This window comes from Phytoactinopolyspora alkaliphila (assembly GCF_010550695.1).
Lineage (GTDB): Bacteria > Actinomycetota > Actinomycetes > Jiangellales > Jiangellaceae > Phytoactinopolyspora > Phytoactinopolyspora alkaliphila.
Genome location: NZ_JAAGOB010000012.1, coordinates 50,285 through 64,940 on the forward strand (window position 1 = coordinate 50,285; position 14,656 = coordinate 64,940).

At 68.0% G+C, this 14,656-nt stretch carries 14 protein-coding genes; 7 read left to right on the plus strand and 7 right to left on the minus strand.

From position 1 onward, the window contains the following. Positions 1-44 precede the first annotated feature (44 nt). Together fabG and fabI are read left to right on the plus strand one after the other, a co-directional pair. Complete coding sequence (gene fabG / locus G1H11_RS19700) at positions 45-749, plus strand: 3-oxoacyl-[acyl-carrier-protein] reductase (RefSeq protein WP_163820312.1); 705 nt, start codon at positions 45-47, stop codon at positions 747-749. Between the two features lie 5 nt (positions 750-754). Next, a complete protein-coding gene (fabI, locus tag G1H11_RS19705; protein ID WP_163820313.1) occupies positions 755-1,519 on the plus strand; it encodes an enoyl-ACP reductase FabI in 765 nt (254 codons plus the stop codon). Between the two features lie 239 nt (positions 1,520-1,758). Here the strand turns inward: fabI and G1H11_RS19710 are convergent, their stop codons facing one another. Then, a complete protein-coding gene (locus G1H11_RS19710) occupies positions 1,759-2,841 on the minus strand; it encodes a polyprenyl synthetase family protein (RefSeq protein WP_163820411.1) in 1,083 nt (360 codons plus the stop codon). A gap of 94 nt (positions 2,842-2,935) precedes the next feature. Here G1H11_RS19710 and metF point away from each other — a divergent pair, with 94 nt between their 5' ends. Next, the gene (gene metF, locus G1H11_RS19715) at positions 2,936-3,862 is read left to right on the plus strand and encodes a methylenetetrahydrofolate reductase [NAD(P)H] (protein WP_163820314.1); all 927 of its coding nucleotides are present in this window, start codon (positions 2,936-2,938) and stop codon (positions 3,860-3,862) included. Between the two features lie 279 nt (positions 3,863-4,141). Here metF and G1H11_RS19720 read toward each other — a convergent pair whose 3' ends face one another. Beyond that, positions 4,142-5,548: an FAD-dependent oxidoreductase gene (locus G1H11_RS19720; protein ID WP_163820315.1), complete on the minus strand. Its 1,407-nt coding sequence runs from the start codon at positions 5,546-5,548 to the stop codon at positions 4,142-4,144. A 99-nt stretch (positions 5,549-5,647) separates the two neighbouring features. Between G1H11_RS19720 and G1H11_RS19725 the strand changes: the two genes are divergently transcribed. From G1H11_RS19725 to G1H11_RS19735, 3 genes are all read left to right on the plus strand, one after another. After that, positions 5,648-6,145: an SAV_6107 family HEPN domain-containing protein gene (locus tag G1H11_RS19725; RefSeq protein ID WP_163820316.1), complete on the plus strand. Its 498-nt coding sequence runs from the start codon at positions 5,648-5,650 to the stop codon at positions 6,143-6,145. A 116-nt stretch (positions 6,146-6,261) separates the two neighbouring features. Then, on the plus strand, positions 6,262-7,170 hold the full coding sequence (locus G1H11_RS19730) for a proteasome assembly chaperone family protein (RefSeq protein WP_163820317.1): 909 nt from the start codon (positions 6,262-6,264) through the stop codon (positions 7,168-7,170). 46 nt (positions 7,171-7,216) lie between these two features. Further along, complete coding sequence (locus tag G1H11_RS19735; protein ID WP_216843947.1) at positions 7,217-7,528, plus strand: DUF3817 domain-containing protein; 312 nt, start codon at positions 7,217-7,219, stop codon at positions 7,526-7,528. On the opposite strand, the gene G1H11_RS19740 is transcribed toward G1H11_RS19735, so the two are convergent. After that, positions 7,494-8,285: an SURF1 family cytochrome oxidase biogenesis protein gene (locus tag G1H11_RS19740; protein ID WP_163820318.1), complete on the minus strand. Its 792-nt coding sequence runs from the start codon at positions 8,283-8,285 to the stop codon at positions 7,494-7,496. The two genes, G1H11_RS19735 and G1H11_RS19740, sit on opposite strands and share 35 nt — an antisense overlap. Positions 8,286-8,573: 288 nt before the next feature. On the opposite strand from G1H11_RS19740, the gene G1H11_RS19745 reads away from it, so the two are divergent. Then, positions 8,574-9,347, plus strand: coding sequence for a hypothetical protein (locus G1H11_RS19745; RefSeq protein WP_163820319.1), 774 nt, complete (start codon positions 8,574-8,576; stop codon positions 9,345-9,347). Positions 9,348-9,391: 44 nt separating this feature from the next. Here the strand turns inward: G1H11_RS19745 and G1H11_RS19750 are convergent, their stop codons facing one another. From G1H11_RS19750 to G1H11_RS19765, 4 genes are all read right to left on the minus strand, one after another. Further along, positions 9,392-10,942: an ATP-dependent DNA ligase gene (locus G1H11_RS19750; protein ID WP_163820320.1), complete on the minus strand. Its 1,551-nt coding sequence runs from the start codon at positions 10,940-10,942 to the stop codon at positions 9,392-9,394. Between the two features lie 131 nt (positions 10,943-11,073). Further along, positions 11,074-12,219 carry a trypsin-like peptidase domain-containing protein gene (locus G1H11_RS19755; RefSeq protein WP_163820321.1) on the minus strand — a complete coding sequence of 382 codons (1,146 nt, stop codon included), beginning with the start codon at positions 12,217-12,219 and terminating at the stop codon, positions 11,074-11,076. A 274-nt stretch (positions 12,220-12,493) separates the two neighbouring features. Then, positions 12,494-13,936 (minus strand): ATP-binding protein, encoded by a 1,443-nt coding sequence (locus tag G1H11_RS27180; protein WP_163820322.1) that lies wholly within the window; start codon positions 13,934-13,936, stop codon positions 12,494-12,496. Continuing rightward, positions 13,933-14,619 carry a response regulator transcription factor gene (locus tag G1H11_RS19765; RefSeq protein ID WP_163820323.1) on the minus strand — a complete coding sequence of 229 codons (687 nt, stop codon included), beginning with the start codon at positions 14,617-14,619 and terminating at the stop codon, positions 13,933-13,935. The genes G1H11_RS27180 and G1H11_RS19765 overlap by 4 nt, the downstream gene beginning before the upstream one ends. Between the last annotated feature and the right edge of the window lie 37 nt (positions 14,620-14,656).

Below are 14,656 nucleotides of genomic sequence, written 5' to 3' on the forward strand. Positions count from 1 at the left end.
GCGGTAGCGTCGGCGGGTCGAGAACGTGAGAGGAGACCCCCAACGTGAGTCGGTCAGTTCTGGTCACCGGTGGCAACCGTGGAATCGGGCTCGCCATCGCCCGCGCCTTCGCGGAGGCCGGCGATGCCGTGACCATCACGCACCGGTCGGGCGAACCCCCCGAGGGACTGTCCGGGGTGCTGTGCGACGTCACAGACGCCGCGTCGGTCGAGGCCGCGTTCGAGAAGGTCGAGGCGGAACAGGGCCCTGTCGAGGTGCTGGTCGCCAACGCCGGGATCACCCGCGACACGTTGATGTTGCGAATGAGTGAGGACGACTTCACCGACGTGGTCGACACGAACCTGTCCGGTGCGTTCCGAGTCGCCAAGCGGGCGTCCAAGGGCATGCTTCGTGCCAGGAAGGGCCGTATCGTATTCATCTCCAGCGTCGTCGGGCTCCTCGGTTCCGCCGGCCAGGTGAACTACGCCGCCAGCAAGGCCGGCATGGTCGGCATGGCCAGGTCCATCGCGCGGGAGCTCGGAAGCCGTTCCATCACGGCGAACGTCGTGGCGCCCGGGTTCGTCGAGTCGGACATGACCGCGTCGCTGTCCGAGGACCGGAAGGACGAGATACTCAAGGGCATACCGCTGGGCCGTTATGCGTCGGCGGAGGAAGTCGCTCGGGTCGTGCGATGGCTGGCCAGCGACGAAGCGGCATACATCACCGGTGCGGTTGTTCCGGTGGACGGCGGACTTGGAATGGGGCACTGAACAGCATGGGAATCCTTGACGGCAAGCGGATACTGGTCACCGGCGTGCTGACCGAGTCGTCGTTCGCCTTCCACGTGGCCAAGCTCGCTCAGCAGCAGGGCGCCACTGTGGTAATCAGTGGGTTCGGGCGCATGAGCCTGGTGGAGCGGATCGCAAGCCGGCTGCCCGAGCCGGCAGGAGTGCTTGAGGTCGACGTCCAGAACGACGAGCACCTCGACTCGCTCGCTGACCGGCTGCGCGAGCACGTCGACGGGCTGGACGGCGTCGTCCACTCCATCGCCTTCGCCCCGCAGGCCGCACTGGGCGGTTCGTTCCTCGACGCCGAGTTCGCCGACGTGTCCACGGCGGTACACGTGTCCGCGTACTCCCTCAAGTCGCTCACCATGGCCGCGCTGCCCCTGATGCCGGACGGCGGATCGGTGGTCGGTATGGACTTCGACGCCCAGGTGGCCTGGCCCGGCTATGACTGGATGGGCGTCGCCAAGGCGGGCCTCGAGGCGACGTCGCGCTACCTTGCGAAGTATCTCGGTGAGCGCAACGTCCGTGTGAATCTGATCTCGGCAGGTCCGGTCAAGACCATGGCGGCGCGCTCCATTCCCGGGTTCGACCAGTTCGAGGGCGTGTGGGACAAGCGGGCACCGCTCGGCTGGGACCTCAGTGATCCCGAACCGGCCGCGCGCGGCGTCGTCGCGCTGCTGTCCGACTGGTTCCCCAAGACCACAGGCGAAGTCATCCACGTCGACGGCGGTGTGCACGCTGTCGGCGCCTAGCCTGCGTTGTTGGTCACCTGATCGTCGTTTCGTCGCCTGATCGTCAGCGCCGAGAGGATCAGGTGACCGTACCCGGTCCTGAGCCGGGGGATACGCCACCTGATGAGATCTCAGTATGTGGACGTCGGGCGATCAGATGACACACACGTGCCCTGAAGCCTGCGGATGTCGTCTGATCGTTTCCGCCCCGTGTGTTTCCAACTCGTGGGCGTCGACCCAATGTGCATCGACGCGTCGGCTCAGCTGGCACGGGCCGTGGCGAGCGTGATCAGCGTCCGGAGCGCCTGACGGCCGTCGTCAGTGACATTCATGCTGGTGACGGCGCCTTCTGCCTGCCCGACGAGTTCGTCGATGCGGCGCTCGACCCGGGCCCGGGCACCGGTCTCGACCATGATCTGGCGGAGGCGGTCCACGCCGGAGGCGTCCAGGTCGGCGTCGCCGAGCAGATCCGCGACGACGGCGGACTGCGCGCGGTCCGCGGTGCTGAGCGCATACGCGACGAGGAGCGTGCGCTTGCCTTCGCGCAGGTCGTCGCCGGCAGGCTTGCCAGTCAGGTCGGGATCGCCGAACACGCCGAGAATGTCGTCTCGGAGCTGGAAGGCTTCGCCCAGCGCTGCGCCGTAGCCGGAATAGGCGGCGATCAGGTGGTGGCCGGCACCGGCGATGTGCCCGCCCAGCACGAGCGGGTGCTGAACGGAGTAGCGGGCGGACTTGTGAAGCACCACGCGGCCGGCGCGGACGATCTGCTCCGATGGCGGGATCTCGGTGTCTGCCTGCGCGAGCATGTCGAGGTACTGACCGGCACCCACCTCGGTTCGCATCCGCTCGTAGACGGGCCGGGCCCGGTGCAGCGCGGCGTCGTCCAAGCCCGCCTGGCTCAGCAGCTCGTCGCTCCAGCCGAGCAGAAGGTCGCCCAGAAGAATGGCCGCGGCCGCACCGAACGCGTCGGGCTCGCCCTTCCAGCCTGACTTCTGGTGGCGCGTGGCGAACGAGCGGTGCACCGCCGGACGGCCGCGACGGGTATCCGAGCCGTCGATGAGATCGTCATGGACGAGCGCCGCCGCCTGGAACAGCTCGAGCGACGCGGCCGCTGTGAGGAGGGCCGTGTGGTCAGCCACACCCTCGGCGGCGTGGCAACCCCAGTAGCAGAACGCGGGCCGGAGCCGTTTGCCACCGCTCAGGAACTCCGCCGCCGCATCCAGCAATGGGAGCAGTTCTGTGCTGATCGGCTCAAGTAGGCATCGCTGCTGCTCCAGAAAGCGGTCGAGGATGCCTTGAAGCGGCTGATGGAGCGGGTAGACCGGGTCTTCCGGGGACGGCATCACGCCCGCTAGGCTACCCCGGGCACGCGGATGCGCAGGTCTTAGAGCCTGAGATGCCGTGTTCGGATCATGGATGGTCCGCTATCGTGACGATATGTCTCAAGGATTGCCGACGACCACACAAGGACGCCCGACGACCATCCGAGAGCTGCTGGCCGCAGGAGAGCGGTCCTACTCTTTCGAGTTCTTCGCGCCGAAGACGGACGCCGCTGAGGTGCTGTTCTGGCGGACTATCCGGGAGCTGGAGCGGCTACAGCCGACCTTCGTCTCGGTGACGTACGGCGCGGGTGGGACCACCCGCGAGTCGACCGTCAGAGTAACGGGGCAGCTTGCCCTCGACACCACGTTGACCGCGATGGGCCACTTGACGGCCGTCAACCACTCCGTAGCGGAGCTGCGGCACGTCATCGGCCAGTACGCGGATGCCGGAATCTGTAACATCCTTGCGCTGCGCGGTGACCCTCCAGGAAACCCGCTCGGCGAGTGGGAGGCGCACCCTGAGGGGTTCACGTTCACCGAGGAGCTGGTGCGTCTGGTGAAGTCTGTAGGCGACTTCTGTGTCGGCGTGGCCGCGTTCCCGGAGAAGCACCCGCGTTCGCCTGACCAAGCCGCCGACGTCCGGTTCCTGGTGGACAAGTTCCGCGCGGGAGCGGACTTCGCCATCACACAGATGTTCTTCGATGTCGACGACTACCTGCGGCTTCGTGACCGCGTCGACGCCGCCGGTGGAACGAAACCGATCATTCCCGGCATCATGCCGGTCACCAACGTGAAGCAGATCGAGCGATTCGCCGAGCTGTCTGGCGCGAGGTTCCCGGATGCGCTCGCCGAGCGACTGCGTGCCGTCGAGGACGACAAGGATGCTGTGCGGGCCATCGGTGTGGAGGTCGCCACCGAGATGTGCGAGCGGCTGATCGCCGAAGACGCTCCGGGCTTGCATTTCATCACGTTGAACCGCTCCACCGCCACCCGTGAGATCTACCAGAACCTCGGCCTGGGCGCCACCCTCACCCCCGCCTGATCTCCTCATGAAGACGCGCCGCCGCGGCCGGTAAGGTTGCGAGCTCGGGAGGGCTGGCGGGTAGGTTCTGCCGGCACTTTAAGAGCTCGTCGGACCCGCGAAGCACATCGCACGCCCACGTCCGTGGGCCCAAGTACGTCGCCCGACGGCGGCAGAGGCAGAGAAGGGGTCGGGGAAGGTTCTGCGGGCACGCTAAGAGCACGCTGTGGGCATGCTTCACCGCCCACTGCGTGCGACGCCCGAAGAACCCTCCCCGACCCCTTCACAACGAAGCGACCCCTAGGCGCGGCCGACGAGGTCCGCGACGAGCGCGGCGGAGATCGCCGCCATGGGCAGGCCGGGTCCTGGATGCGCACTGGCACCGGCGAAGAAGAGCCCGTGGACGGGCGACCGGTTGGTCAGGCGTCGGCGGATGGAGCTCCCGCCGTGCCATGGCGTGCCGTACACCCGGCCGCCGGGAGCGCCGACTTCCTGCTCGAGATCGTACGGAGTGCGCAGTCGGGTGCTTTTTATGTGCTCGTTGAGGTCCACACCGCGGGCGGCGGCCAGGCCGAGGAGCTGCTGAGCGTGTGTCTCGGCCGTGCCGCGCTCGGTCCAGTCCGTCAGCTTGGCGCCGGGATCGTGGGCGGAGCAGTCGGCGTGCAACGCGATGGCCCCGGAATCCCCTGGTGCTTTGTCGCCCCGGTGCGCCAGCGTGACGTTGGGTCCGTCCTCGGTGAGCAGGACGCTTCTGGGTGGCAGCGCGGGCTGCGAGCGTAGGGAGAGCAGCACGGTGAACACGGAACGCCCCTCCGTGGGCGCCGTGGTCCAGCGCCGCGCCCTCAGTTCGTCCAGCTCGAGATGACCAGGCGGAACTGTCGAGACGACGACGTCGGCCTTCAGCACTTCGCCGTCGTCGAGGACGACGCCCTTGACGGATCTGCTTCCCGATTCGATCCGGGTGGCCGAGGCACCCAGCCGGAGCACGCCGCCGCGGTCGGTGATCCGCTGGACAAGCGCCTTCACGAGGGTGTGCAGGCCTCCCCGAACCGTCCACGTGCCGAAGGTCTGTTCGAGGTATGCGAGGACGGCCAGCGCCGCGGGGGTACGTTCCGGGCTGCCGCCCAACGAGGTGGCGTAGGAATCCAGCACCAGCCGTAGCCGGGGGTCTTCGAGGTGGCGTGCGCCGAAATCGCGCAGGCTGCTGCCGCGGTGCAGGACCTTACGCGCTTGCGGGTTGAGCGCGAGCCAGATCAGGTCGCGGGCCGATGGGCTGCGGTCGAGCAGCCGCGGGCGGATCAGCTGCCACATGGCCTCGGCATCCCGGATCAGCTGATCCCATTGACGCCCGGCGCCGGGGCCGAACGCGCCGTCGATCACGGCGGTGGTGGCCGCCCTGCTCGCATTCGGCAGATCCAGGCACTCCCCGTCAGGGAACACGTATCGAACGGCCGGGTCGACCGGAACGAGTTCGACCTCGCGTTCGAGTGGCCGGCCAGTCTTGCGGAACAGGTCCCGGAACACGGCCGGGAGGGTCAGCGTGGTGGGACCGGTATCGACTGATACGCCGTCGATGACTTCGGTGCCGATCTGTCCGCCCGGCTCGGTGTTACGTTCCAGAACCGTGACTATGTGTCCGAAATCGGACAGCCGAGCGGCGACCGACAGGCCCGCGATCCCAGCTCCGACGACAACTACTCGTGCCACGGTGGGTGAGCATAGACCAGTCTTGACGGTCTGTCGGTGCGGGGTGCTACCTTGAAGAGCAGTCGAACAGTCGTTCGATACTGGTCTGGGAGGGATCCAATGACGGCACAATACGAGCAGGTCATCAAGGCACATGCAGAGCGTCCGGAGGTTGTTCGCAGGGTGCGTCCGCCCACGGGGCACGCGACGCTCGATCTGATCGACCATGCGCGCTCGTGCCTGGCCGAGGCGGCTTCGGCCAGCGAGGCCAACGAACGTTTCGCGGCCGCGCATTTGGCGGCGCTGCGTGCCGCGGCGGCTGTGCTCGCGGCACGCGCGCACCCGGCTGTGCGGCGCCCGCGTGGGGTCACGGGGCGCCGGCGTGGACACGGGCCTCGCAATGTCTGGGAGCTTCTGCCCTCGGTCATGCCCGAACTCACCGAGTGGTCGGCATTCTTCGCCGCCAACGCCGGGAAGCGCGCTGCCGCTCAGGCCGGACTGCATGGCGCCGTAACACCACGGGAAGCCGATGAACTGATGCGCGACGCCGAGGCGTTCCTCGGGGTTGTGTGCGTTCTTCTCGGTTTGCCGTACCGTGAGCCGCTGGATCTCCGGTGAGTGTCCACGGCCTGTTTCCGGGACCTGAGGGACGCTCACGGGAAGCTCGGAGTACGTGACGGTGTTGTAGAGGCATAGCCAAGACAGTGTCTGTGCCTATTGAGGAAGTGGCCGATATGCCGGATTCGCTTTATGTGCTAGCCGACGATGCGCCGGAACTGGACTCTCCGGTGCTCCTGTACAACCTGAGCGGGTTCGTGGATGCCGGGCGTGCTGGCGGCGGCGCCGTCGATCACCTCGTGGACAGCACCGGAGCCCAGGTACTGGCGCGGTTCGACACCGATCGGCTGGTGGACTACCGGGCTCGCCGGCCTGAGATGTACTTCGCCAACGGCAGCTTCACCGGCTACGAGCAGCCGGATCTCAGTCTTCGGCTGCTTCACGACGACGTCGGCGCCCCGTTCCTGCTGCTGTCCGGGCCGGAGCCGGACGTGATGTGGGAGGCCTTCGTGGCTGCCGTGAAGGAACTGGTGGACCGGTTCGGTGTGCGGCTCACCGTCGGGTTCCACGGGATCCCCACTGCCACGCCCCATACGCGTCCCATCGGGATCAGTGCCTATGCCAGCCGGGACGGCCTGGTGCCGGAAGATCAACTTCTGGACATGGAGATCCGGGTCCCGGGTAGCGCAGGTTCGCTCCTCCAGTACCGCTTGGCCGAGGCCGGGTACGACGCCGTCGGCTTGATCGCGAGAGTTCCGCACTATCTCGCCGAATCCGAGTATCCCCAGGCATCGGTCAGCATGCTTCGCTCGGTGAGTTCGGTCACCGGCCTCCTGCTGCCCGTCGGGGCCCTCGTGGACGCTTCGGAGAAGGCTGAGCAGATGGTGAGCGAACAGGTAGCGGGCAACGAACAGGTGGCGCGAGTGGTGGAGGCGCTGGAGACTCAGTACGACGCGTTCGACGGTGGCGAGTCGCGGGGCAGCCTCGTTGCGGAGTTGAAGGCCATGCCTACAGCGGATGAGATCGGTGCCGAGTTCGAGCGGTATCTGTCCGAGGCGGACCCACCAGATGACATCGAGAGCTGACAGGCCCGGCGCCGGCGCCTGCCATGCGCAGAGTTAGGCTCGATGAGTGCAGCGAGACGCGCTTCCTTTCTATCGGGTGATGGCCTATGCCACGGGTGTGTTCCTGCTCGTGCTGTGTGTGGCGATGTTCGTGCGCTACGGACCCCCGGATAATCCGAGCATGAGCCAGATCGTTTCGCCGATTCACGGATGGCTCTATGTCGTGTATCTGGTGGCTGCCGGCCTGTTGGTGTACCAGCGAGGGTGGAAGGGCACCCGCGCGGTTCTCATCGCCGCGGCGGGAACCATCCCGCTCGCCTCGTTCTTCGCCGAGCGGTACGTCGTCAGGAAGGCACGCGAGGAAGCCCGGGTTCGCTGACGCTCGCGTCCTGCTCATTCGTGGCGCGGCGACGTGAACGAATCGAAGCGCGCATCGCGGAGGCCCAGAACACCAGCGCCGCCGCGGCGAAAACCCACCACTGTGCCCCGTACGAGAAGTTCTGCCACGGATTGACGTTGCGGATCGGGGCAACGTCATCCACGTCCAGCTCTTCCACATCCCCGGCCGGCGGAACCTGCGAGTTCAGCAGGAGGTATCCGCGGACGGTTTCGCCTGCCGGCAGGCCCGTGGCCTCGGCGACGCGCGCCGGCGCGATGTAGGCGAGCTCGTCCGGCTCGAGGACTTGACCGCTGCGTACCGTGGCGTGTTCCGGGGTTTCGGGCGGCAGGACGTGACCAGTGATCGCGACACGCGTGCTCGCGGGTTCCTGCGCTGTCTCGGGTTCCATCACCCAGCCGCGCACCACCGGGATCACGGTGCCGTCGTCGGACCGCAACGGCGTCAGGACATACCAGCCGAGGACGCCGTCGCGGATACGGCCGGGGACGAGGTGCTGGAGTTCGGCCATGTATCTGCCCTCAGCACGCACCGCGCGATCCGCCGCGGCGTCGATGGGCTCGTCCGGACCGATCAGCTCCTGAACCAGCACCGGCTCGCGGTCGCGATCGGCGTGGCGGCCATGGCTGTCTTCATAGGCGCCGAACTGCCACCAGCCCGCGTAGATACAGAACGCGATGGCCAGTATGAACGCGACATGCGCCGCGATCCAGCGAGGTGTCAGGAGATACCGGAGCACCTCTTCACGGTAGTGCCTCGACCGGCCGCCGGCACGTGCACCCTATGTCACACCGGCCACGTGACGACGATCGTGTGAGACGGCATCGGGGCGTGCTGTCCGGAGTGTGAGAGACAGAACAGATAATTCGTGAGGAATGTGATCTCTTTGTGCACGCTTCGGTCACTATTTCGGCTGGCGTGATGAACAGCGCAAGGGGGTGAGAGTAGGCTTCTACGCATCTGATGTGGGGGAACAGATCAACGTCACGCAGATCAACCATGACCATGATGGGGAAAGAGAATGCAGATGACCCGACCGCACCCGCTGACGGCGATGAGGGAACGGGAGTGGTCGCAGGCGTGGGAAGAGCAGCAGCGCATCGTCGACGAGCAGTTGAACTCGCAGCGCGGCAGCTGGTTGCCGAATGTCATCGAGCGTCGCAGGTGGGGTGCCATGCGATGGACATCTGGTCGGCCCAGCCACGCGGCCACGTCAGGCAGGGCGGTCGCCGAGACCTTCGTCGTCCTCCGGCCTGATGCGGCCGGCGACACGCTCGATCAGGTGATGGAGACGCTGAAGGATCCCGCGCCGGTTGTGCGCGCGGTGGGTTTCGGGCTGCAAAGACATCACGTCATCGGCTTGGTGTCAGGTGCTGCCGCGCTTGGTGTCGTGGCAGCCGTTGGCGTCGCGCTCGCCGGCGCCGGTCCATGGGGAATGATCATTGCGGTGCTCCTCGGCGCGATAGCCGGCGCGGTAGCGGGCGGCTTCGCGGCCGGATACGCGGTGGAGCGGCAGCGTTCCGCTCTCCTCAGCGACGAGGATCGCCTGCGTGTGGTCGTCGGGCGTTACGCGTCGAAATCGTGGAGCCGGTTGGTGGAAGCGGCGTCGGCTCTAGAAGGGGCGCTTCCCAAGGAGGCCGGCAAGAACCTGGAAGATCCGGATACTCAGACCGTGGAAGCCATCCATATCGCGATGTGGGAGGCGGCCGGCCTGCTGCTGACGTCGTCGGACCACACGGGCGTGGACGTGCTGGCCGAGGGCGTGGAGCGGCTGGAGCGCGCCCACCGGGGCAGCGCCTAGACAGCGGCCGTCTGGGCGGCATGGGACGCCTGATCTCGTGGCGCTCAGCTGGTCAGCCACGGCGCTAGGCGTCGCACTGAGGCGATCGTGTCGGCCTCGTCTGCCGGTTTGTCCTGGCGGTACCGCAACACCCGGGCGAAGCGAAGCGCGAGCCCCGCAGGGTATCTCGGTGACGTCTGGACGCCGTCGAAGGCGATCTCGACGACGAGTTCGGGACGTACCGGGACTGACCATTCGCGGGTGGAGCCGGTGGCGAGGCGTTGGAGCTGCTCGGTCTGCCACGTCAGGATCTGGTCGGTCAGGCCCTTGAAGGTCTTGCCGAGCATGACGAAGCCGCCGGGCGGGCCGTACTCACCGTCGGGATCACGTGCTCCCAGATGGAGGTTGGAGAGCCAGCCCTGCCGGCGCCCGTGTCCCCATTCTGCGGCCAGTACGACCAGGTCGAGAGTGTGCCGCGGCTTCACCTTGAGCCAGCTGGCGCCGCGGCGGCCGGCTTCGTAGGGCGCCGAGAGAGATTTGACGACGACGCCTTCGTGGCCGTGGCCGAGGGCGTCGTCAAGAAACGCCTGGGCCTCGGTGACGTCGGCCGTGACGATCCGGGGCACCCTCTGCGACACCGGCGCGAGCTCGGCCAGCACGTCCCACCGGTCCCGCGCCGATGCACCCTCGAGATCGTCTCCTTCGGCGTGGAGACAATCGAAATAGAAGACCGACAGGGGCGTCTCGGCCCGGGCGTGGACCACGTCTGTACGGTGTCCGATCCGCGAGGATGTGCGCTGGAATGGGAGCGGCCGGCCGGTGACGTCGAGCGCGATGGCCTCCCCGTCGAGCACGAACGGACTGCGGGGGAGCGCGCGGGCGGATTCGACTATCTCGGGTACCCGAGCCGTGATGTCATCGAGTGTGCGGGTGAAGACCCCGACGTCGTCGCCGCTCCGGTGCACCTGTACCCGGACGCCGTCGATCTTCCACTCGATGCCGGCCTCGCCTGCCTGCTCGAGCGCCTCGGCCAGTCCGGTCGAGGGCGACGCGAGCATCGGGCGCAACGGCGACCCGACAGTCAGGCGGAAGCGCTCGAGTCCGGCGGCGCCATCGGCCAGCACGGCGGCCGCCACCGGGACGAGCGCCCCCGCCATCATCACCGCGCGCCGGATGTCTCGGGACGGCACGCCGGCCGCCTCGGCCACAGCCTCGGTGAGCACGCCGTCGAGCGCTCCCTGGCGCACCTCGCCGGTGATCAGACCACCGAGCAGGCGCTGCTCGCTGGCCGTGGCCTTGCTCATGAGCGCGTGGAAGGCCGCGCGCTTGGCCGTCGTGGACCCCGGACCTGCCAGGGCCGAGATGCGATCGAGCTCGTGGTGGACGTCGAGCACCGTGAGCACCGGCTCCGTCGCCGGGCCGGGAGCGGCGCGCAGTGCCGCGTAACCGAGTCCGGTGCGGCGTTGCCGAAGCTCGCCGGCGAGATAGCTGGCGGTGACCTCGGCCTCCTGCGGCGCGGCCCGCTCCAGGCATGCCGCGAGGAGGGCCGTCTTGCGCAGCCGGCCCCCGGCCTGCGCGACCGCCTGTGACGTGTCAGCCACTTCTACGAACAGCATGCGCCAAGTCTGCCTGTGACCACTGACAACCGCCTAGTGTCTGCGAACCAGGTTCCCTGACCGGAAAGAAGACCTGGTTGACGGGACACTCGGGCACGCGGTGCTCGTCCGCGGACGGCCGGCATCCGCGATCACGTCGCGTCGGCGTCGCTTCCGAGGGTGATCTCCGCGGTGTTCTCCGCACCGTCGCGGACGTAGGTGAGTGTGACCTCGTCACCGGGACGGTAGGAACGAGCGGCCGCGATCAGTGTGATGTGGTCGGTGACAACACGATCGTTGAGCTTGGTGATGATGTCACCCTCTTGCAGGCCGGCTTCGGCCGCGCTGCCGCCGGGCTCGACCTCACGGACCAGCGCGCCGCGCGTGCCGTCGCGCGGGGTGTCCACGCCTATGCCGATCCGTGCATGTGTGGCTGAACCGGTCTCGAGGAGCTCCTCGGCGATGGGCCTGGCCTGATCGACAGGGATGGAGAAGCCCAAGCCGATCGAGCCGGTGTCCATGCCGGAGGTGGCGATCGCGCTGTTGATGCCGACCACCTCACCCGCCATGTTGACGAGCGGACCGCCGGAGTTGCCCCGGTTGATCGGCGCGTCGGTCTGGATGGCGTCGATGAAGGTCTGGGAACTCTGGTCCTCGCCGGTGATGATCGGCCGCTCCAGCGCCGAGATGATGCCGCTCGTCACCGTTCCTTCCAGACCGAGCGGAGAACCGATCGCGACGACCTGCTCGCCCACCGCCAGGTCCGCGGAGTTGCCCAGCGCCGCCGGGGTGACTCCCTCCACGTCCTGAGCCTGGATGACCGCAAGATCGGTCAGAGGATCGGTTCCGATGATCTCGGCTTCGGCGGTGGTCCCGTCGCTGAACGTGACCTGCAGGGCGCTGCCCGGGCCACCGGCGGCCACGACGTGGTTGTTGGTCAGGATCTCGCCGTCGGAGGAGATGATGACACCGGTGCCGGTCCCGCTGGCGCCCATCTGACCGCCCACGGTGATCGAGACGACGCTGGGCAGCACTTGTTCGGCTACGGCCTCAACGCCGCCCCGGGGAGAGTCGGTCGATCCCGCCGGCGTGCCGTTGTTCGGCGTCAGGCTGCTCTGCACGCCTTCCTGGGAGGCGGGGGAGTCTTCGTCGAGCCACGAATACGCCGCCGCGCCGGAACCGCCGCCGAGAACGGCGCCGATGGCCAGGCCGGCGAGCAGCATCCGCCCGCGGCCGGCCTTCTTCTCCGGTGGCGTGCTCGCGGGTGCCGCGAAGACGGCGGTTTCAGCCGGGGGCACAGCGCCGCCGGGCTCCCTGTGTGGATCCGGTGACATCGACGGGTTCCCGGTGCCCGTGTGCGCTGCCCTGCTCTGCCATGGAGAGGACGACCCGGGCGCACCGGGACCAGCCGACCAGCCGGTCTCACCTGGGCGCGGCGTGCCTGGTGGCGGTGGCGGAGCAGAAGAGCTGGCAGTCTCAGAGCTGGAGGGCAGCCGGGTGGTGCCGTGAGGTGTCTCGTTCATGAGATTACTGTTTCCCGGAACGCTGAAAACAACCTGAGATTTGGCCTAATCACTGCGAAGAAGCGGCCGGCACCGACATCGTCAGCCGGGCGCCTCCATCGGGGTTGCGATCCGCGTGCACGGCGCCGCCGTGGCGCACGGCAGCGGCCCGGACGATCGCCAGGCCCAGGCCGGAGCCGGGGCGGCCTCGCGCCTCTTTGGAGCGGTAGAAGCGCTCGAACACATACGGCAGGTCTTCGTCGGCGATGCCGGGTCCCTCATCCCTGACCTCCAGCGTGCCGTCGCGGAGGGTGACTGAGACCGTACCGTGGCGCGGGCTGTACTTGGCGGCATTGTCGAGAAGGTTGGTGACGGCGCGGCCGAGCAGCCGGGCGTCGCCGTCGACCGGCCAGGGCCGCAGGTCAGCGGAGAACACCACGCCGGGTGCGCGCCGCCGCACTCGGACCAGCGCATCGCGGATCACGTCGGCGAAGTCCACGCGCTCCCGGGACGCCTGCGGCGGGTCTTCTCGAGACAGTTCGACGAGGTCGCCCATCAGTTGCGAGAGCTCCTCGGCCTGGGCTCGGACGTCGGCGATGATCTGGGCCCGCTCGTCGGGGTGCAATCCGCCTTCCCGATCGCTCTGCGCCAGCAGGTCGAGGTTGGTCCGCATGCTCGTCAGCGGGGTGCGCAGCTCGTGGCCAGCGTCGGCAACCAGCCGGGCTTGGCGTGAGCGAGCCTCGTCGAGCGCTGCCAGCATGGCGTTGAACGCGTGCGCGAGGCGCGCGATCTCGTCGTTCCCCTCCACCTCGATGGGATCCAGGCGCTGCGTACGGGTGACATGCTCCGCCGCCTCGGTGAGCCTGCGCACCGGCCGCAGTCCCGCCTGGGCGATCGACACGCCGGCCCAGGCGGCCACGACAATGCCGATGCCGCCGACAACCATCGATACCACCTGAAGGCGGTCCAGTGTCTTCTCCGTCTGTTCCGTCGACTGGCTCAGTACCAGCGCGAACCCGCTCCCGGCGGGAACGGCGACCACTCGGTACGCCTCGCCCCCCAGACTGGCGGTCCGCACGCTGAGCTGGTCGGCACCCTGGGCGACCGCGAGCTCGGGCTCCTCCAGCGGTGGCGCGTTCTCCTCACCGCCGGCCACCCACGCGGTGACTTGCTCTCCTTCGGAGAAGACGATCGCCAGCCGGATACCGACCGCGAGCAATGCGTCCGCCGGTACCGTGTCGATCGTGGACCGATCACCCAGCGAGGACGAGACCACGTCGTGAGCGCGCTCGATGAGGTTCTCGTCGACGCTCCGGGTCAGCTGTGTGGACACGGTGAGGTACGCGGCCAGCGCGGTCAGCGTCACGGCGAGGCCGACGCTGAGGGCTGCCAGCGCTCCGACACGGGTCCGAAGCGAGACGCGGCGGAGCGTCCCCCGGGAGGCATGACCGTCCTGGCGCGGGGACTCGGTGGACGACGGAGGGGGAGGCGGTGGCGGCGCGGATACGGTCACGGCGGATCTTCCCGGGCCACGTAGCCCACGCCGCGCACCGTGTGGATCAGGCGAGGCTCACCGTCGGATTCGGTCTTGCGGCGCAGATACCCGATGTAGACCTCGAGCGAGTTCGCGGTGGTGGGGAAGTCGTAACCCCAGACCTCCTCCAGGATCCGCTCACGAGTGAGCACCTGCCGGGGGTGGCGGAGCAGCAACTCCAGGAGGGAGAACTCGGTGCGGGTGAGCCGAACGACGCGGTCACCACGACGCACGTCACGGGTGACCGGGTCGAGCTCGAGGTTACCCAGCCGGAGGCCGGCCGACTCGGGCGCGCCTGCCGGCGTCGCCCGGCGCAGGAGAGCACGGATGCGGGCCAGCAACTCCTCGAGGGCGAACGGCTTCGGCAGGTAGTCATCCGCACCCGCGTCCAGACCGGAGACTCGGTCGGACACCTCGTCCCGGGCGGTCAGCATCAGGATGGGAACGTCATTGCCTGAGGCGCGCAGCGCGCGACAGGTGGCCAGGCCGTCCAGGCGGGGCATCATGACGTCGAGAACGACGGCGTCAGGCTGGGCAGTGCTGATCTTCTTCAGCGCGTCCTCGCCGTCCTCGGCGATGCATACCTGGTAGCCGTTGAACGACAGTGAACGACGCAGTGATTCGCGTACCGAGGGGTCGTCGTCGACGACGAGAACGTCCATGCTGCAAGTTTGCACCGCCGACGTGAGAAACGCCTGA